We start from the raw sequence: 19,422 nt of genomic DNA on the forward strand, positions 1-19,422 counted from the left end.
ATTTGCTCTTCGTGTACTACAGACTGACGTTACTGCCCTCAAGCACGATCTTTTGCCCGGTAAATCGGTTCAGACCTTTCGCGTCAAGTTTCTGCACCTGCACACCGGTAAAGTCGATGGCCTGGGTAATGTTTGTCGCGCGGAAGGTCAGTGAACCCATCTTGCTTGAGACGAAGCTGGCTTTTTCGCCTTCGTAGTTGTCGATGAGGACATTTGCGGATTGGAGGGCTAGAAGCGCTTTGGGGATTTTGCAGTTCCGGATGACGGTCGTAGCGCGGCCTCCCAGAATCCAGCAGCCGGTTACTTCGTCGTCAATCTGATGCGCCAGCCACCACTCCTCAAGATCATCACGGCCGCATTCGACGTTTTCCACCGTCACGGCCTGCAACTTATCCAGATTCTCTTTGGACACCGCACAATCCAGGGCGCGATAGAGTTCATGATACCAATCCTTCGGATTGACGTTGATTCCTCGGAAGTTGCTATTGCGAATGGTTATGGAGCGGGCGGTCCAAAATTCCCCGTACATCGCGCCGGCTTGAACATCTTCGATGAGAACGTCGCCCTCTACGGTGGATTTTCCGATCTCAAGGACCTCAAAATTGCTGTTGCGAATGGTCAGACTCGTGAGCATGGATCTAGCAATGTCAGTCTGCCCCTTGAATGTACAGTTTTCTATATAAGTCGTCGCACGACGTATTTTCCTGCTTGTTTTTGATCCGTTCGCAGCATAGATCGGGCCAAACCGGCAATCACGGTAGATGACGACACCGTGACCTTTTACGACCATGTATTGGCCCGTGCATCGTTCATAGGACACATCATGAAAGGATATGGCGCCATAGCGATTAGGATTGGCATCATCCCCCCCAAAATCACATTCCACAAAACGTACATTCTTGCTTTGACTGGATGCGCCGGACATGAGATAAGCTCCGCCCAGAGTGTCGGTGCGCAGAAACAGCACATTATCCACGGCAAGCGACTGAAAATTCGAGCCTGGGAACTGGCAGTGTTCGAACACGCAATTGCGAAGAATGGCCAGATGAATCACGCCATAGAAATTGCAGTTGTAGAAATGAATACCTTCCCATTCCTTCCGGTAGAAGTCCGTGCCACCCATGCCGATGTCGGCGTTACTGATTTTCAGTTGAGCATCCCCCAGTGCCGCTCGACGTTGTTCTGGATGCATTAACAGCGCATATTCATGTGGCATGTCTTCGATTTTTTTTGCGATCATGCGAGAGCATCCAGTCGTTGTGAATGAGGCCATGCCAAGCACGGCAAGGAACTGGCGGCGGTCCGTCATTAATCGATTTCTGTGACGGTGGAGGGGTGAGGATATCGATCACCATTCAAGGAGGTGTTCAGCCACTTCCAATCCGGCACTTCTCCATTCTCTCCCCCTCTGCGCCCCAGATCAGTCATCGGGCCGATCCCGGTCTGACGCACAACAAAATCCACAGGAAAGAACCACGAATCAAGCTTGAAATGTTCTGACGGAAAACCTTTGGGCGATTTAAGTCGTACCTCACAGAACCAGCGAGTCGCGTGCGACTTTCGCAAGCGCGCGATATCTTCCCGCCGATTGTTTGGAAATATCATCCTGTAGATGCCGCTCTGCTTTGCTGCAATACGCAGTCGAGCGCTTGAGGTTTTCGGACCAACGATCATGAAAAACGCGTTGTCCTTGATGTGCTCCCTAATCGCAATCGGGACATCCTTCAAGCTTTGGATCAAACGTGACGGCAGCGCGTGCAACGCGCACCCTCTCTGTTGCGGTGAGTTCGGGTGGGGTTGTCATGACAGCGTTTTCCTTCGCATACCCATCGCAAATCGCTCGCGCATTGCCATCCGTTCATCCTGCCCCAAGCGATCGATGGCTTGCCAGTCGGTAGCCGACAACCCATCCACTGCTGCTGCGAAAACGGCATCGGCACCTGCCGGATTCGCCCAGACGGTCTTGAATGTCGATGTCACTTGGTCAAAGGTGGGAGATATGGTCAATCCCAAGGTGCAGAAGAGACTGAGGTTGGCTTGGGTCATCAGTCCGTATCCGCGCGCGCGCGTCAGTAGCTCCGCGACGATCTGATATCGCAGATGCGGAGACAGTGCTTCCATCTGGTCCGACATCGGAAGTTCCGAGAGGATCAGGCTGTACGTGAGATCCGCTTGTGCGGATTGGCCCACCGTCCGAATGAGGCGGTCCGGCAAGGGCAGCGCCGCCTGCGGGGATTGGAAGGTCGAACTGTCTTGTCCTCTGCGCGACTGCCAGCACAACTGCCGGTCCCACCACGCGAAGGTGTCGATTGGACCTGTCAGGGCAGTGCGGATCTCGTCCGGAGCGACCTGAAGAAGCTGCGCGAGAATACGTGGATCGTAATATCTCAACTGCACATGAGCGCCGTCCTCGAGTATGCCGTTCAGGCAGCCACGCAAATGGGAGTGCAGCTTGAACAGCGGAAGGCGGCTGCTAAGAAAGCTCACCACCCAGCCATACTCCATCAGCCCGACCACCGCATCGACGGCGTCCGCAGTTGCATTCTCTAGTTCGACAAGATAGGGCCCGACGGCTTCCATCCCGGCTTCCGGCGTATGTCGCAGTATTGGCTCGAAGGGCAGGGCATGCGCCTGCAACAGTGGAACCAACTGGACCTCGGTGAGGTGAAGTTGTCCGGCATCGACCAGCGCATAGCCTGGGATCGGGCCAATCGCTTTGAGCCAGTGCCGCAAATCTGCGCGAAGCGCAGCACGAAACGATTCGCGCAGCACCGGCTCTCGCCAGTCAGAATCGAACGGGAGCATGCCGCTCATGCCTCGCGCCCTGAGTTGCTGCGCCTGGTGATCATCGCTCCTTGCTGGGCTGCCTCCACGGCGCAGGGAAGACAAACGTCGGATGCTGGCAGGCCAACTGGCGTACGCAAGGACTTTGCTCCCGGGAAGTCGTGCGTCGCCGCGTGCGTTCGCCATGTTCCAGCTGTGCCTTGGACGATGTCACCGTCGGCAACTTTCAGGAAGCTCCCTCCGGCGAAGAGGGCCACGGCCTGAGGGGAAACGATCTCGATGCGATCTTGCGCACTGATGACACGCAGTACTTGCTCTGCGATCGCTTCGATGCCGTCATTCTGAGCCCGCACTTCTATTTTTCCTTTTGCGGCAATGAAACGCAGGCCTTGCTTGCGAGCGAAGAGCACGAAACGTTCCCGGGCGCTGGCAACAAAGCTCTTGTTTGCTGCGAGTGTCAGATGTTGCCCGCTGGTGATGGCCGTATGGCGGTCGCTGTGCAGATGGAGATCTCTGCCAGCCGTCATGGCGATGCCGTTCTGGCTCGCCAGTACCAGGAACGGTTGAGAGAGTTCGTCTTGCTCGCCGTTGCCTCTGATGGCGTCTGCCTGGCTGCTCAGTGCATCACAGACAGCAACTTGCTCGCCAGCGAGCGCGTGCTGTATGTCGGCAGACTCCGCCAGTGAGCAATGGATATCCTGACCACTGTCCAATCGTGTAGCAGTTTCTGTCAGGTCCTTGTGGTGACCACGAGCTCCATCGCGTCGCTCCGTCGTTATCAGCAGCCCGGAGCCAGCTCGGGTGGCGCCCCAACCATCTGTGCGCAACTCGAATCCTTCCCCCCGCTTGTCCTTGCGACCGGCGTGATCCCGTATTCGAACCATATAGCCCATGCTGAGCATGGATGTCAGGTGATCACTGCCGATCTGGGTCTGAATCTGGTGCGGAGTATCGTCCTGAACGAACGTGTTGTGTCGCTCTCCAAACAGCTCCTTGCTCCGGAAGCCGGATAGCGCGTGCTGAGTGGGCAGGGACCACATCGGCATATTGAGGCGATTGGCCACGCGTCCGACGATAACTGGTAGATCTGCGTTACCGGTCAGGAAATCCACGATGACCTCCTGGCCAATCCGTGGCAATTGAATGCTGCCGTAGTAGTCACCTTGCCAGCCGGATGCTACGCGAACCCAACAGGAGCTGTGTTCATTGCCTTGCCCAATTCGGTCCCAGTGAAACTGCACTTTGACTCGGCCGAACTGGTCTACCCACAACTCCTGGTTTTCCGGGCCCACCACCGTGGCCGTTTGCGGGCCAAACGTACGCGGCGCTGACTGGCTGCGGCCGGGTCTGAATATCTCCGTGGTCGGCTGGGCTTCAAATTCAACTTCGCAGCGCCACTGCTGCTCTTGACCCGATACCTGTGCAACATCTTCCAACTCAAGCTGGGTTGCGTAGACCAGATACTCTCGATTTGCCTGTTGGCTGGGATGGTTTGCCAGCGTGAAAGTGCAGCCTGGCACCACGCTCCGCAGATTGCCACGACCGCTGGCTCGACTGCCATGCTGTCGAATGGACTCCATCCGTATGCGTGAGAGATGATCTCCTTCTAGCCAGGGATCGTTGTCGGTGGCAGGCTGCGCATGACCACCGGGCCACTCCACCACCTCACCATGCGAATGCCCGGTTGCGCGAGGATCCGCCGTGCCAACCGTGAGGTTTGCCCGCGGCTTTGCGAAGTCATAGTCGTTCGCCGTCCACCTACCCGACACCAATTGGTCGACAAGCCTAAAATCGAACAGATGCTCCTCATCGATCCGATCGGCGGTGGGCTGCCAGCGCAGCGTATGGTAGGCGGGACTGACTGAGCGCCTGAAAGCCCCATTGTTATCGGTCAATACCAGCCGATGTCCGCCATCTGCATGCTCAAAAAACCAGGATATCCCCCATTCCTCAGTCAGGCGCCTGAAGAATGCAAAGTCGGTTTCCCCGTACTGGACCTGATACTCCCGCTTTGGATACCGCGCTACGTCGAGCCGCTTTTCCACCGGGAAAGTGTAGTTCGCCAGCAGCGAGTCGAGGATTTCGACCACAGAATTTTGCTGGAATATCCGGTAATTGGTGGTGAGTGTCGCGAGCCAAAGCCATGGTCGGAGGGTGAGCCGATATGCGAACTGTCGGCCGACGGGAATGGGCCCGCGCACCACTTGCACAAGACCCGTGATTTCCCGAATGCCGGCGACCTGGCTTCCCGTGGTTCCGATGCCAGTGCCGTCGAGCTGAATTTCGATGCTCACTTCCTTACCCTGCATGGACGGCAGATCCACATTTGCATCGGGGCGGAAAGCCATCGCACCGCGATCGGGTGTGTGGAGTTCGACCTCATAAGCGAACAGCGCGTTGATATCTTCGCGTCCCTTGAGGCGGGCGACCGTCAGTTGTTCCCCGTTCAGCGTGGGCAGCTGTCCGTGTTTTATCGTAACGGTTCGCTGAGGCAGGAGCGGCTGGGCAGCAAAATCCAATATCCTATTGAGGCGAATCATTTCTCCTCCCGGGTCCAAATTTCGACGAGATCGGCCGGTATCGTCTGGAATACTTCGGCAAAAGGCTTGCCGACCAGTTGCTCGGCGCGACGCAGCAGCAGTGCAACGGGACTGCTCGGTTCATGGCACTCGAACCACTCGCGAGCATTGCGTATCTCCATGAGCGCGACGCGGCGGTCAGCAGGCCTCTCGGCCGCCTCCTCACAGGAGACGACTTGCACGCCAGTCGGAACTTTGGCAATGGCAGGCGCTCGATTGAGCGCGGAAGTATTCGTGGACGAGCCAGCGGCTGGCGCTTTATTGTCTGCGAGTGGTGGTGCCCCAAGTTCGGGATTGCCTGCAAGCGCCAACAGGTGAATGAGAGGATCCAGATTCGGTGCGAAATCCGGCATGTTCTCCCGGCACCATTGCTGTAACGAAATCGCCAACCTGCTAGCTTCATCCATGGCAGCAAGTGCCATGGCACCTTGTCGCCGTAACGCTTCCAATTGTTGGCGGACGTATTCGGGCGAGAGAGCGTCTTGGGGGCGCGGACTACCGAGCGCGCGCTCTATGTCACGAACCTGAAGTCGCACCGCGCTGTTACCAGCCAAGCTTATCTCGCGCACATCGGCTAGAAGACCACGGGGGTCAGTGAGGGCCGCAAGCGCGTTGGCCCGAAGCGCCGGATCAACATCGCCATCCACGATCAGCTGCGGATGCACCTGCTCGGGATAAGCAACTAGCATGGCGTACAGCAACGCCAGGCCATCCCTCAATCCTTCGGCGTGCGCCATCCGCGTACGACAGCGCAACAACAGCGTGAACAGACGGATATCCTTCGTACGCAACAGCAATCGTCGGCAATCGCGCTCCAGTTCCGTCCAGTTCGGTGTCTCGGCAGGCGCGACAAAATCGCCATATTGCGCGGACTCTCGCGATGCAGCCTTGGCCTGCAACACCAGAAACTCGGCGTCATATTCGAGGTCGTCGCCACACGGGCGGTTCGCATCCACCGGTTCCACCAGGTCCGCAAGTCGGAGGGCGGGAATCGGTACCGTCGTCGAATCCTTAGGTTTGGCTTTCATGAGTTACCTGGTCATGTATTGCTCGGGCTGAAACACCATTCCCGTCACCGCCCGGTGCGTATCCGGCTGTCCCAGCCACGTCGACCAGCCCAACTGTTCTTCCGCCCCAAGCACTGCGGCTGGTGCGGATTCTGGTTGCACCTGCAATTCCACCTCCCACTCGAACTCGAAGCCAATGAAGCTGCGGACCCATTCCACTAGCACGGGCAAATCACGCCCATTGGGTGTAAAGGTGAGGTACTCCTGCAGTGCAAGTGGGCCGATCACGAGCCTGAACTTATGTTGCCGGTCGGGCACGGTTTCACCGAGCAACGCGCCTTGACCCAGGAGGCCGGCGACGCCCGGGCGTCCGAGATAGCTATGTTCACCAGGATCCAGTGCGATCCAGTGCAGCACATACTCCTCGAGACGTACCCTGACGTCGAAGAATTGGGAGAGTGCCGCCACGATCCCGTCGGGGCAACGCGACTCGCGAACGTGATGGGCACTGGCGGCCAAGCGTGCGTGCGGCGGCAATGGGCTTCTGGCGATCTCGTCGGGATCGGCACCCGCCAGCCAGCCGATATAGCGCGAGAACACTTCCTCGTCGGCGCGATCGAGGCCTGCGGCGGACTGCGATCCTGCCCACGCCCGATAGAACTGCGTCAAGGCGCGATGATGAAAGACATCGAGGAACGCAGCAGTGGTGCCGTCGCGATGCGCCTCCGTACGCTCGCGGACGATTTCTGTCATGTGGATCGGCAATGCACCGTTGGGCCCGAGTATGCCGAGACCGAACAACTGGATGCGCATGCGTTCTCCACCGACTTCGATCTTCGCGATCTCTCGCGGCGCAAAGATCAACGATGCCGTCTGTCCGATGCGGTACGGTTCAGCTTGTGGACGTGGCGCGAACCCGACCGGCGGCAGTTCCGGATGCTGTGCGGAAAGTCCTCGCAGCAGACCGAGGAAACTCAGTTTCCAGGCGGGCTGGTCGGCATAACACTGTGAGCGCTTCGTTGTGCGGGCCGCCGGCGGGGCAATGGGGTCGTGTATCTGATACATGCTTAAACCATACTGCGACCACCCATGCGTGGCCGCCAACGGTGGATCAAGCCACGTTCCATCGCATATAACTCCGTCTCGCTGAAGGCATTCACCGAAACGTGTCGAGCAAGGAAGTGCTCCAGCACCACGCCGAACAAATAAGGACTGATGCCGGAAAACCCGCTTTCATCCACGGTCAACTGGCATTGCACGCCACGTCCATAGAGGATGGGGCCAGTGCCCTGCAGACGCCGCGTGACAGGCTTTACGCAGGAACCGATCAGGCTTTCGATCTGGCGCTGCTGGGAGGTGTCGCCGGCCGCGACGAACAGGCGGAGCATGCTGCGCAAGCCCTGACCACCTTCACGGTGGTCGAGATCCGTGAGCGAAAGGTAATTGAAGCCCAGTTGTCGGATCAGACGCCAAGCAGTCTCGCCTTCGGCAAACGGTGCACGCGGTGCGGAGGGTGGACGGATCAGCCCAACACTGGCAACGGGGATGGAGTCGGGCGAGTGCAAATCGTTCACACCATCGCGAGGTAGCACGTTCGGCAGGTCGCGGTTTGTGGCCATCGCATCCACTGACAGGTAGCGCAGGTCATTGGCGTAGGGGGCTTCTTTCTGGTCCACGAGCGAGAGGAAGACTTCAGTACCGGTGTACGAAGTACGCGTGCCGTACTTGCGCGCGTGATCGGACGCCAGGCGGCGCTCACGCCGCACCGAGAAGTAGCGGCCGTGATTGCCTTCATCGCTGTTGAGCGTAGCGAAGAGCGGTCGAAACTCCTTGGGCGTGCTGTGCTCATGAACCTGCCCCGACAGTTTCTGGACCGAGAAGATCTCATAGTCGAGCGGGCGCCGCCGGTCAGCTACGAGGTGAAACTCCGTCCGGCCAGGCTGGACCTCCATCCTGTCAGTGCGCATCGGAAAGAGATTGACGACGGGCGTGCAGAACAGCGCAAATTGGCGTGCATCTACCTGGCTGGCCAAGGTGCCAGGCGATTTGGAAAGCAGCACCACCAGTTCGACCTCGCGCTGGCTGACTTGGGCGAGACCCGCTGCGAGGCCATTCAGGCCGAAGAAGTAGAAGCGCTGCGGACACGCGAAATATTCGTGCACAAGGTTGTGCCCGTGGAATTTATTCCATGCCAGCGGCAACGCGCTCTCCTCGGGAGCCATGCCCACATAGCTCAGCGCGTTGTGTGTCACGGCATGAACCCGCCCACTCATGGCCCCCGGTTGACCAATCAGCACGGCACAGCCGGCGCTATGCAGGAGTTCGAACAGATGTGAAGCCGTCTGGTCATTCCCGCTCAGATGGATCGGCAACGTATCGAGGCCGGTGCAGCGATCGAAGGTGATGTCTCGCGTCAACCGCAAGCGAAGGCGCAGTGCGCCCTGCACGGTGACATGGGCGGGGACATAGCGTTCCAGCCCATGGATGTCGGGAGGGATGCCCGTAAGCCGCGCTTCAGCAAGCTCGATGGGCCACAGCGAGATCGGCTGGGTGGTACGGAACTCGCATTGCGTGGATTCGCCTGCCGGCGCATGCCCCATCAGTGCCGTGCCGCGAGGGACGGAAACGCCGCCCCTCAGGTCGCCTTCCTTGTGGCTTGGATAAAACTGCGCAACGGCAATTGCAGGCGTCGGTGCGATGTAGTTGGGATAGATCACTTCCAGAAGGCGCTGCGTAAAACGTGGAAACTCGGCGTCCAGCTTGATCTGCGTGCGCGCGGAAAGAAAGCAGAAGGCCTCGATCAGACGCTCGACATAGGGGTCCGCAACTTCAATACCGTGCATCCCCAGGCGTCTGGCTACCTTGGGATGCTGTTGCGCAAATTCGCCGGATAGCTCGCGCATGTAGACGAGTTCCCGGTTGTAGTAATCGAGCAGTTTTGGATCCATGTAGTCAGTGGGCGCGAGGTGACCGGAGTTGCTTGCGGCGGACCTTGAAATCCCGAGACACTCTGGCCTTCTCGAGGAGTGCCGGGCTTCGGGCCGAGCGAACCTGGCCGAGAGATCTGCGCCGCCGTTGATCCGGCAGTGTCAATCGGCAAGGTGTCTGGAACCAGGACGGTGTGTGAAACTCAATCACGGTTTTCCCCCGTAAAACTCAGCGTGTCCACGTCGAGCAATCCGATATCTCCCTTGTTGGTCATCCAGGTCTTCTGGCCCCGACCAAAGACTCCGGTATCACCAAGTTCGAGCCACTGTGTTTGCCGCGACAACCGGATCTCGTCGCTGCCGTGTTCCGATCCCGGGTAGCGGACCGGAACAAAGCCATGCACGACGGTATCGTCCATGAGCGTTGCGGTCACCGGCCGCCAGATCAGGTCCAGTAGTTCCTCGACCGGAGGCATGGCAAGCTTGCGAACTTGCGAGAAAGGTAGCCAGGTATAGCGGCCCGCCGAGACGAGTTCGCAAGTGGGTCCCAGTCGCGTGTCGGAGTCTGTCATCCAGGCGAATGACGTGCCGTCGTGGTCTCCCACCGACATCGGTGCTTCCGTCAACGCCAGGTTACGGATGCGGTCTGCTCCGCATACATCGCCCGCTCCGCTGAGCGTCGCAGCCTCCCTGAGACGTCCCAGCCAATCCGGCATGGGCATCAGCGCGCCCGGTTCCCGCTTGCCTTCGAAAACTTCGCTGCGGAAGACTTCAGACCGGACTAGTTCCCGATACAGATGTGCCCGATTCGCAAAGTCCGGTTTCAACTGTGTGGCAACTTGCAGCAGTCCGAGTGAGCGGGTCCAGGCGCCCACGATGCAGAGCCATTGAAATAATTGCCAACGCGCCTCGAATGCAGTCGGGTGTTGGCGCACCAGGCGCTCGGCAGCGCCTACCGCCTTGGACGTCGTACCTACTTCTCCAAGTAGCTGGCTGAGATTCAGGCGGGCAGGGCTGCCGCCTGTTGTCACATCATTTTCCAAGTTCGGCCCCTTCCGCATGGGCGAGGCGATAGGCACTGTCCATCGAGACAAGGTGATGCTCCCGCCGGGCAAGCGGCGCCGCAACGTCCTGGGGGCGTATGGAGACGATGTCTCCGGCAAAGAGGCGCAGGACGTCCGGCGCGCGTTCCACGGAGAACAGTTCATGACTCTCCAGAGATTCGATCGGATCGGTCAGCCGGTTGATGCTCGCAGACCCCTCAAGCAGTTCCAGCAAGCTGCTGTGGCAATGGCCTGCCGTGACCAACGAATGGAGCGGGTCCAACGCCGATTGTGTCGCCTCTGGCTCCACAGGCGCAGCGACCGGAGACCAATATTCGCTTACGTAGTTCGGATCGCGCAGCGCCGCCTCAGCTTCCCGCTTCAACTGCTCGAGCACATCAACCGGCGCGTCAACTCCTGCATCCGGCTGCGACGTAGTCGTCGAACATGCGGCGGAGGAGAGCAATGCAAACGGATCGGATAGCTCTGGCAAGGATTGACCAAACACGCGGTCCGTATCCCGCAAGTCTTCGGAAGAAGGCGCCTCAGAGTCTCCTGTTGAAGAGGCCTCTTCCAAGTTCCGCATGTGCATACCTTTCTCCTGCTTATCGTTTCAAGCGCGGATGATAATCGCAATTCAAGGAGCTTAGGAACTATAAATTACTCAAGTTTATTAAAACTAAAGTCAGATTAATATTAATTTAAATTAATTATAAGGTTTCTGCTATTTACATATAACAATCAACCCAACTCCATTGATGAATTCACATATTTGCAACCGAATTGTTAATTTTTCATATAAAAAACATAAACTACAACAGATTTTAACGAACTGTTCTCGCGTTAATCCTCAATATTTAATGGTATTGCGATGTTGTCATTGCGCAAATAGCTGTCTCGTGTGATTTAGGATAATTATGAAATTGCACGATCGTCTAATTTCAAATAATCTAAAAAAGGTGTTTTTTAAAGCCGGTCGTCCGTGGCGGCTTCCGCGCCCCGAAAACATATCTGAAATCCGGTCAGGTGCCGCGCATCCACTAGAAATCTATCTGGCGGACGGAAAGCATGTGATCGGATACCTGTCCTCCCTGGCCCCGCGCCCACCGCCGCGAGAGCGGCCGGGAACCTCTTGGCCAGTACGGCTCCGATGCCGTGCGGCTCGCCTCATACACAACTCGTTGGAGGAATTGATGTCTGTTGTGAATAGTTCGCAGAAATTCATTGCGCGAAATCGCGCACCGCGCGTGCAGATCGAGTACGACGTCGAGGTGTACGGGTCCGAGAAACGCATCGAGCTGCCGTTCGTCATGGGGGTGCTGGCGGACCTCTCGGGCCGGCCGGCAGAGCCACTGCCGCCTGTTGCCGACCGAAAATTTCTCGATATCGATATCGACAACTTTGATGAACGCATGAAGGCCATGAGGCCCCGTGCAGCATTCGCCGTTCCGAACACGTTGACGGGCGACGGCCAGTTGATGGTTGACATGACATTCGAAAGCATCGAGGACTTTTCTCCGGCCGCTGTGGCCGCCAAGGTCGATGCGCTCAGGCAACTTCTGGAGGCACGCACCCAACTGGCCAATCTGCAGACCTATATGGATGGCAAGTCAGGCGCCGAATCGCTGATCAACCAGCTGCTGCAGGACCCGGCTTTGCTGCAGGCACTGGCCAAGGCGCCAAGGCCCCAGGCCACCGAGGGCGATAGCGACGTAGCCCAATCCTGACTGAAACAGCTGAAGAGATTCAGCGTCTTCGTGATCCAAACCATTGATCGAGCAATCCATGGCTTCCGCACAGCAGCATCAAGAACAGACCATCACGACCGTTGATCAGAGCGACTTCGCGTCACTGATCAACCGCGAATTCTCGCCCAAGACCGACCAGGCCCGTGAAGCGGTCGATCTGGCCGTCAAGACGCTTGCCGAACAGGCCCTGAAGTCAACCTTCACGATGAGCGACGATGCCTACAAGAGCATCGAATCCATTATTGGTGCCATCGACACCAAACTCTCCGAGCAGATCAACCTCATCCTGCACCATCAGGACTTCCAGAAGCTGGAGTCCGCGTGGCGCGGCCTGCACCACCTGGTCTCGAACACGGAGACCGATGACAAGCTGCGTATCCGCGTGATGGATATGTCGAAGGAAGAACTACGCCGAACCCTGCGGCGCTACAAGGGCATCGGCTGGGATCAGAGCCCCTTTTTCAAGCGAATCTATGAAGAAGAGTATGGTCAGCTTGGGGGCGAGCCGTACGGCTGCCTCGTTGCCGACTACTACTTCGACCACACACCTCCCGATGTGGAGTTGCTCAGCTCGATGGCCAAGATCTCGGCCGCTGCCCACGCGCCGTTTATCGCTGGCGCGTCTCCATCCGTACTGCAGATGGATTCCTGGCAAGAGCTGGCTAACCCGCGCGATCTGTCCAAGATCTTCCAGAACCTGGAGTACGCGCCGTGGAACAGCTTGCGCAACTCGGAGGACGCACGCTACGTGGGTCTTGCGATGCCGCGATACCTGGCCCGTTTGCCGTATGGCATCAAAACCAATCCCGTGGATGAGTTCGATTTCGAGGAGGACATCGACGGCGCAGACCATCGCAAGTACGTGTGGAGCAATGCGGCCTATGCGATGGCGGTCAATATCAACCGATCATTCAAGCTCTATGGCTGGTGCACGCTGATTCGGGGTGTGGAAAGCGGTGGCGTGGTGGAAAACCTGCCTTGCCACAGCTTTCCAACGGATGATGGCGGTATCGACATGAAGTGCCCAACCGAGATCGCCATCTCGGATCGGCGCGAGGCCGAACTGTCGAAAAACGGCTTCATCTCGTTGGTGCATCGGAAGAACACCGACTATGCCGCCTTCATTGGTGCACAGTCATTGCAGAAGCCAGCCGAGTATTACGATGCAGACGCTACGGCCAACGCCAACCTGTCGGCTCGATTGCCGTATCTGTTCGCATGCTCGCGCTTTGCGCACTACCTCAAATGCATCGTCCGCGACAAGATCGGGGCGTTCAAGGAGCGCGAGGACATGCAGCGCTGGCTCAACGAATGGATCATGAACTACGTTGACGCCGATCCGGCCAACTCGTCGCAGGAAACCAAGGCCCGTCGCCCGTTGGCCGCCGCCGAAGTAGTGGTCGAGGAGACGGACGGCAACCCGGGCTACTACAGCGCGAAGTTCTTCCTGCGCCCGCACTTCCAGCTCGAAGGCCTGACCGTCTCGCTGCGACTCGTGGCGCGTCTGCCTTCGGTCAAGGACGCCGCCTAAGGCATCCAAGAGAATCTTCGCAGCGCCCAACGGGCAGCCGGCGAGCACGGTCTGCGGGGCAACTGTGGCTTTGTTGGTAGTACCTATCTCAACGTAAAGGAGCTTTGTAATGGCACAGGACATCTTCCTGAAGATCAATGGGATCGACGGCGAATCGCAGGATTCGTCGCATAAGAACGAGATTGAAGTGCTGGCTTGGGAGTGGAGCATCGAGCAGCAGTCGAACATGCATGCCGGCAGCGGTGGCGGCGCGGGCAAGGCCACAGTGTCCGACCTGAAGTTCGATCACTTCATCGATCGTGCTTCGCCGAACCTGATGAAGTACTGCCTGACCGGCAAGCATATCAACGAGGCTGTACTGGTGGTCCGCAAGGCCGGTGGCAACCCTTTGGAGTTTCTGAAACTCACCATGACGGACGTGCTGGTCACCCAGGTGGCGCCGAGGGGTTCGGTGGACGATGAGGTTCGTATGCGTGAGTCCGTGGCGCTCTCGTTCTCGAAAATCAAGCAGGAGTACGTTGTGCAGAACGCCCAGGGCGGTAGCGGTGGTGCGGTGACGGCCGGCTACGACATCAAGGGCAACAAGGAAGCTTGATAAATGCGCCTGCCGAAGCGCATCCAACATGCGCTTCGGCAGGCTATGCGAGCTTCCGTATGCGAAGCGTTCGTTGTGCAGGAGAACCATGAATGCCTCGTTGAATCTGCCGGGTACGGCTGACCGCTTCGATAGCCGTACCGTCATGCTGAAGGGCGACGGTCTTCCGGCATTGATGGGGCAGTCTGCGCTTACGGTTGCGCGCGTCGAAGGGCGCGAAGACCTCTGCGAATTGTTCGAGTACCGTGTCACGCTCAAGACGCCAGATAGTCTGAACGCCGTCGTTGGACCTGCCGCAAACCTGGACATGTCTGCGTTGCAGGGTCGGGAACTGACGATTGTCATTGAGCTGGATGGGAGCGGAACGGGCCGGACGGCGCGCATCGGTTCAGGCAGCCGCGAGATTTCCGGGCTTGTCACCGAGGTGAAAGGGCCGACCAGCGAGGGGCGTTGTTTCGCCTATACGCTGACGCTCCGTCCGTGGCTGTTCCTGGCGTCGCTCACATCGGACCACAAGATATTTCAGCAGAAGACAGTCATCGAGATACTCGATGAATTGCTGGTCGACTATGCGTTCCCGATGGAAAAGCGCTTGGATGTGGCGCGCTATCCGGCGCGCGAGTACCAGGTCCAGTACGGCGAGACCGACTACACCTTCTTCAAGCGGCTGACTGAAGAATGGGGAATCAGCTTCTTTTTCGAACATTCGGACGGCCGCCATCGGCTGGTGCTGACGGATGGTAACGGTGCCTTCCGCAAGCCCGTGAGCGCTGCATATCACGCGGTGCGGTGGCACGATTCGACGGGGCGAATCGACGAGGAGCATCTCTACGAGTTCTCGACGATCGACTCGCTCGTTTCGGGCGCGTGGGTTTCAAACGACTACGATTTCGGCAAGCCTCGGGCAGACCTTAGCGTCGGGACGCGGGATGCGCGTCGCACGGCGCACGCTGAACACGAGGTCTACGAGTGGCCGGGGGATTACGCGCAGCCTGCCACTGGCAAGGATCCATGGAAGGAAGGGGACATGCTCTCCCGTGTCCGCCTGGAAGCGCTGCGCCAACACGGCACCCGGGTGGCGGGGAAGGGGAACCTTCGAGGGCTACCGGCGGGATGTACCTTCACACTCGCGCACCATCCCCAGGAAGCTGCCAACACCGAGTACCTGGTCTTCGCCACGCATCTGACGCTCGAGGATGTGGCGGAAGAATCCGGACAGCCGCAGCGCTGGGCGTGCGTATTCGCATTCGAAGCCCAGGTAACGAAGGAGGTCTATCGTCCGGGCCGGGAAGTGATGAAGCCCCGCACGCATGGACCGCAGACCGCGATGGTCGTGGGACCCGCAGACCAGCAGATCTGGGTGGACGAGTACGGACGCGTGAAAGTCCAGTTTCACTGGGATCGGATCGGACAGCGCAACGAGAATAGTTCCTGCTGGCTACGCCAGTCCTCCGCCTGGCAGGGCAACCAGTTCGGCGCGAGCCACTTGCCGCGTATCGGACAAGAAGTGATCGTGGATTTCATGAACGGCGATCCGGACTGCCCGATCATCATTGGGCGAGTGCCCAATCGCGTGAATATGCCGCAATGGGAGTTGCCGAGCCAGCATGCGTTGTCAGGGTTCCGCAGCAAGGAACTCCACGGCGAACGACACAATACCTTCCTGCAGGACGACACGGATGGGCAGATCCAGACACAGATCGGCAGCGACCACCACGCGTCACTGCTGAGCCTCGGCTATATCACGCGCGTTGCCGATGCAGAGGGACGGAAGGAAAAGCGAGGGGAAGGTTTTGAGTTGCGCACCGACGGATGGGGCGTACTTCGCGCGGGTCAGGGCATGCTCGTCAGTACCGAAGCTCGCCCCGATGCGCAGGGGCACCACAAGGACATGCACGAAACCGTGCAACGACTCGCGCGCGCAGACGAGACCCAGAGGAGCCTCGGTGATCAGGCCACACACCAGAAGGCGCAATCCGGCGAGCAACTTGACGTCGCCCAGGCGCTCAAGACGCTCAGCGACGAGATCCGTGGCAAGGGCGAACAGGGGGAACTGAGCGCGCCGCACCTCGTAGTGGCGAGCCCCGCAGGCATCGTGAGCGCCGCGACGGAAACCACGCACCTGCACAGTGGCCGGCACACGGCGATCACGACAGGCGGGCATCTGTCGATGGCTGCGGGAAAGAGCTTTCTCGGCAGTGTCACGGATCGTGCGGTGCTGTTCGCCCAGAAGCTGGGCATGCGCCTATTCGCCGCCAAAGGGAAGATTGACATCCAGGCCCAGTCCGACGACATCGAGATCATCGCCCAGAAGGTACTCAAGCTCATCAGTGTCTCTGCGGTGGTGGAGATTGCCGCGAAGAAGGAGATTCTGATCAACGGCGGCAGCAGCTACATCCGCATCAACGCGAGCGGAATCGAGCATGGCACCAAGGGGAGTTGGAGGGCGCATGCCGCGTTGCATGAGATGCCGGGGCCAATCACTCTTCCCTACAAGCTGCCCGCGCTTCGACCGGGATATCGCGCTCAGTATGTTTTGCAGAATAAGACTGACGGTCAGGCCGTTCCCAACTTTCCCTATCGCATCAAGACCGCTTCCGGACGAGTGATAGCGGGTCTTAGCAATAGCGACGGCGAAACACTGGAGCTGTTCTCTGCAACCGCCGAAGACGTGACATTGGACGTCCCGCAGCCAGATTCGCAACAAACGGAAGCGTGGCACCTTGCCGGGGGTGGGAGCAACCAGATCGGGCGGGACTATTACTGAGGCAAGGCATTCAGATGAACATCACGTACAGGACTGTGGGAACCGCTTGCACCACACTGGAGGAGCGTAAGGAGTATGGGCGCATTCTCCCTGCCGATAAGGGCTATCTCACCGAGAAGGCAGAATATGCGCTGCGATTCCCGCGAATCCGAACAGTTCGCAAGAAGGATGGCACCACGACCCAGGCATTGTTACAACAGCTTGTAGTAAGCGCTGCGATTCGCGCCGATGAATTCCTCGCGGATTTCTACTGGCACTACAAGGCTGAGGTTTGCTTTGATATGAGTTATATCCCGCCAAAGCCGTTTCTGAGCAAAGGAAACGTTGCAGAGGGGCCAAGCCGTCGACATAGCCTTAACCCGTTTCCCCCGGGGTACATTGCTGGCTTCTTGCGTCGGCCGGATATCATTATTGTCGAAAGCTCCAATGTCAGATGGCCCGGGCTACCAACCTCTGACCATGAAGGCAGTGTTCATCCAGGTAATTTGCGCCGTGTTGTGGAAATGAAATTTCCAGGTGATTTGCTACCCGAGGAGCAGAGAGACGCATACTTGCAGATCGCTGGGGATGACGCTCGACGATTAGTTATCGTGGATGTGAATGACTGCTACGGCGATCTGAAGAGGGTTCGGCAAGAGCTCCAACAATCCTCTTCGGTGCCGCTTCCGTTTCCGAATGATGACCGAACACGAGCACCAGTTCGGTCACGCAGTCCCATAGCCGAGCCCGCGTTCTATGAACAATGGCTAAATCAGATCCATGACGATGTGGAAAACATCAGTAGAGATGTGAAGTCTCTTATCGACGAAGCTCGTCGAGGTATCCGTGACTTGTCTGTCGAAACGCAGGCGTGGTTACGACGCCAGGCCGCATGGCTTTTCGAAGCCGGAAAGTGGATTCGAGATGCCGCAACCGGTACGTGGATCTGGATCAATGAGAGCGGCCAGGCAGTAGTACGTTGGACGCAGGAGATCCTGATCGCCGCCTGGCGAGAGGTCCAGCGACAGACCGATCTGGCGTGGGAACAAATCAAGGAAATCGATTGGGGACAAATCGTCATCACGGTTGCCGCGACGGTAGCAGTGGTGGCATTGGCGCTTGCCGGCGCCATTGTTGTTGTCGCCATTTCAGAAGCGCTGCTTGCAGCACTGCTGGCGCTGCTGGCTATCGGGAGCGCGGGAGCCTTGGCTACTGCCTGACCCCTCTTCGTTCTCCATCTACATATGACCTCGATCACGATGCCATTCTCGCCGCTGACACCCACCGAAGCCATGGAACGCTACGGCCACGAACTGACCTTCGCAGACCCATCGGATGATAGTCGCATAGTCGTTCGTCCTGCACTGATTGGCACGCTGTTCTTTGAGCGGGGATCACAACCGGCCATACGGCAGGCTTTGCTGCATTGCTTCGACAAATTTCGCGCGTCGTATGGAGACAAGTTGAGTGGCGGAAGAATGGCCGACACAAAGTACTCGCGCAAGACGATTAAAGGCATTGAGTCGATGCGACAGCACATCGTGTCGACTGATATTAATCGAACGGTTGAATTTGTACTTTGTGATGCAGTGAATCATATGACCGCACCGGAGTATTTGGTTAAATCTTTGACCAAACAAAATCTTTTAGAAGAAAAGTATGGTGTACTCTCGTACATAAAATTCATACTGCCGTGGTCATTCGCGGAAAGTGAGCAAGGACTGGCGCAGTACCACGCCTTCATGAGTTTCTGCTGTACAACACTTCCGGTCAGAGGCGGATATGGCGGACTGTCCGCGGTCCTACCCTATGACTTCGATCGGTACATGCCGATGGAGTATCAACTTGCGCAACGCTTCACGGGTCTCGAGGTCGACTCGTGGGGCTTCGCGGAGAACCGCCAGTTCGAAGCGGGTTATATCAAAAGCACCAACTGGTACACCGTACTTGGCGAGCCCTTCGTTGAAAAGTTGGGCGGCGAGCAAACGGTACGAGAGCGTCTTGCCCGCGAGGACATCGACATCGAGCGTTGTGGCAATGCGCTGATTATCCGGGCGGGACGCTTCCCACTACTGGGCGCACCGGAGGAAGGCCCGCTTGATCCGTACATCTTCGTGAATCGTGTGATCAAAGGGCTGAGAAATCCGCTTCGAAAATCCATGCATTCCTATATGGAAGGCGTCGAGAGCTTTGCCGAAGAGGAAACACGGCGGTGGGTTGCGAGATTCGACGAACCGGATGCTCCAATGGATGACGGCACGCCGCAGACGAGTCGAGGAATGTCCGCACTGCCATTCCAGACGTGTCCCCGTAGCGGACGATGGCTGGCCAACCATTTAGGCAATCAAATCGTCCATGTCAAAGCCGGAGACTTCATGCCAGGACCCGAGCGTAGCGATGCGGGGAATCAGGTCGTCTGGTACCTCATTCATGAGGCGCAGTGACGGCTGACTGCTGACTGC

The 19,422-nt window shown here is 58.1% G+C and carries 15 protein-coding genes; 6 read left to right on the forward strand and 9 right to left on the reverse strand.

What is annotated here, in order from left to right; genetic code table 11:
* Positions 1–16 precede the first annotated feature (16 nt).
* From FFS21_RS10135 to FFS21_RS10175, 9 genes are all read right to left on the reverse strand, one after another.
* Positions 17–1,240 carry a hypothetical protein gene (locus tag FFS21_RS10135; protein WP_137924706.1) on the reverse strand — a complete coding sequence of 408 codons (1,224 nt, stop codon included), beginning with the start codon at positions 1,238–1,240 and terminating at the stop codon, positions 17–19.
* 68 nt (positions 1,241–1,308) lie between these two features.
* Complete coding sequence (locus FFS21_RS10140; protein ID WP_137924707.1) at positions 1,309–1,728, reverse strand: hypothetical protein; 420 nt, start codon at positions 1,726–1,728, stop codon at positions 1,309–1,311.
* Between the two features lie 72 nt (positions 1,729–1,800).
* Positions 1,801–2,814: a DUF4123 domain-containing protein gene (locus tag FFS21_RS10145; protein ID WP_171020367.1), complete on the reverse strand. Its 1,014-nt coding sequence runs from the start codon at positions 2,812–2,814 to the stop codon at positions 1,801–1,803.
* Entirely contained in the window at positions 2,811–5,324 is a 2,514-nt protein-coding gene (locus tag FFS21_RS10150; protein ID WP_137924709.1) for a type VI secretion system Vgr family protein, read from the reverse strand. The genes FFS21_RS10145 and FFS21_RS10150 overlap by 4 nt, the downstream gene beginning before the upstream one ends.
* The gene (gene tssA / locus FFS21_RS10155; RefSeq protein WP_137924710.1) at positions 5,321–6,391 is read right to left on the reverse strand and encodes a type VI secretion system protein TssA; all 1,071 of its coding nucleotides are present in this window, start codon (positions 6,389–6,391) and stop codon (positions 5,321–5,323) included. Before tssA ends, FFS21_RS10150 begins: the two co-directional genes overlap by 4 nt.
* Positions 6,392–6,394: 3 nt before the next feature.
* Positions 6,395–7,435 carry a type VI secretion system baseplate subunit TssG gene (gene tssG, locus FFS21_RS10160; RefSeq protein ID WP_137924711.1) on the reverse strand — a complete coding sequence of 347 codons (1,041 nt, stop codon included), beginning with the start codon at positions 7,433–7,435 and terminating at the stop codon, positions 6,395–6,397.
* Positions 7,436–7,437: 2 nt separating this feature from the next.
* On the reverse strand, positions 7,438–9,318 hold the full coding sequence (gene tssF, locus FFS21_RS10165; RefSeq protein WP_137924712.1) for a type VI secretion system baseplate subunit TssF: 1,881 nt from the start codon (positions 9,316–9,318) through the stop codon (positions 7,438–7,440).
* A 182-nt stretch (positions 9,319–9,500) separates the two neighbouring features.
* Entirely contained in the window at positions 9,501–10,340 is an 840-nt protein-coding gene (locus FFS21_RS10170) for a type VI secretion system accessory protein TagJ (RefSeq protein ID WP_249359270.1), read from the reverse strand.
* Positions 10,330–10,932, reverse strand: coding sequence for a TagK domain-containing protein (locus FFS21_RS10175; RefSeq protein ID WP_137924714.1), 603 nt, complete (start codon positions 10,930–10,932; stop codon positions 10,330–10,332). Before FFS21_RS10175 ends, FFS21_RS10170 begins: the two co-directional genes overlap by 11 nt.
* A gap of 601 nt (positions 10,933–11,533) precedes the next feature.
* Between FFS21_RS10175 and tssB the strand changes: the two genes are divergently transcribed.
* The 6 genes from tssB to FFS21_RS10205 all read left to right on the forward strand — a co-directional run bounded on the left by tssB (position 11,534) and on the right by FFS21_RS10205 (position 19,404).
* Entirely contained in the window at positions 11,534–12,067 is a 534-nt protein-coding gene (tssB, locus tag FFS21_RS10180) for a type VI secretion system contractile sheath small subunit (protein WP_137924715.1), read from the forward strand.
* 58 nt (positions 12,068–12,125) lie between these two features.
* The gene (gene tssC / locus FFS21_RS10185) at positions 12,126–13,619 is read left to right on the forward strand and encodes a type VI secretion system contractile sheath large subunit (RefSeq protein ID WP_137924716.1); all 1,494 of its coding nucleotides are present in this window, start codon (positions 12,126–12,128) and stop codon (positions 13,617–13,619) included.
* A 109-nt stretch (positions 13,620–13,728) separates the two neighbouring features.
* A complete protein-coding gene (locus FFS21_RS10190) occupies positions 13,729–14,214 on the forward strand; it encodes an Hcp family type VI secretion system effector (RefSeq protein ID WP_137924717.1) in 486 nt (161 codons plus the stop codon).
* A gap of 145 nt (positions 14,215–14,359) precedes the next feature.
* Positions 14,360–16,981 (forward strand): type VI secretion system Vgr family protein, encoded by a 2,622-nt coding sequence (locus FFS21_RS10195; RefSeq protein WP_171020368.1) that lies wholly within the window; start codon positions 14,360–14,362, stop codon positions 16,979–16,981.
* Between the two features lie 14 nt (positions 16,982–16,995).
* A complete protein-coding gene (locus FFS21_RS10200; RefSeq protein ID WP_137924719.1) occupies positions 16,996–18,180 on the forward strand; it encodes a VRR-NUC domain-containing protein in 1,185 nt (394 codons plus the stop codon).
* A 24-nt stretch (positions 18,181–18,204) separates the two neighbouring features.
* Positions 18,205–19,404, forward strand: coding sequence for a type VI immunity family protein (locus FFS21_RS10205; RefSeq protein ID WP_137924720.1), 1,200 nt, complete (start codon positions 18,205–18,207; stop codon positions 19,402–19,404).
* Positions 19,405–19,422 lie beyond the last annotated feature (18 nt).

It is taken from the genome of Cupriavidus sp. 2SB, from assembly GCF_005503625.1.
Lineage (GTDB): Bacteria > Pseudomonadota > Gammaproteobacteria > Burkholderiales > Burkholderiaceae > Cupriavidus.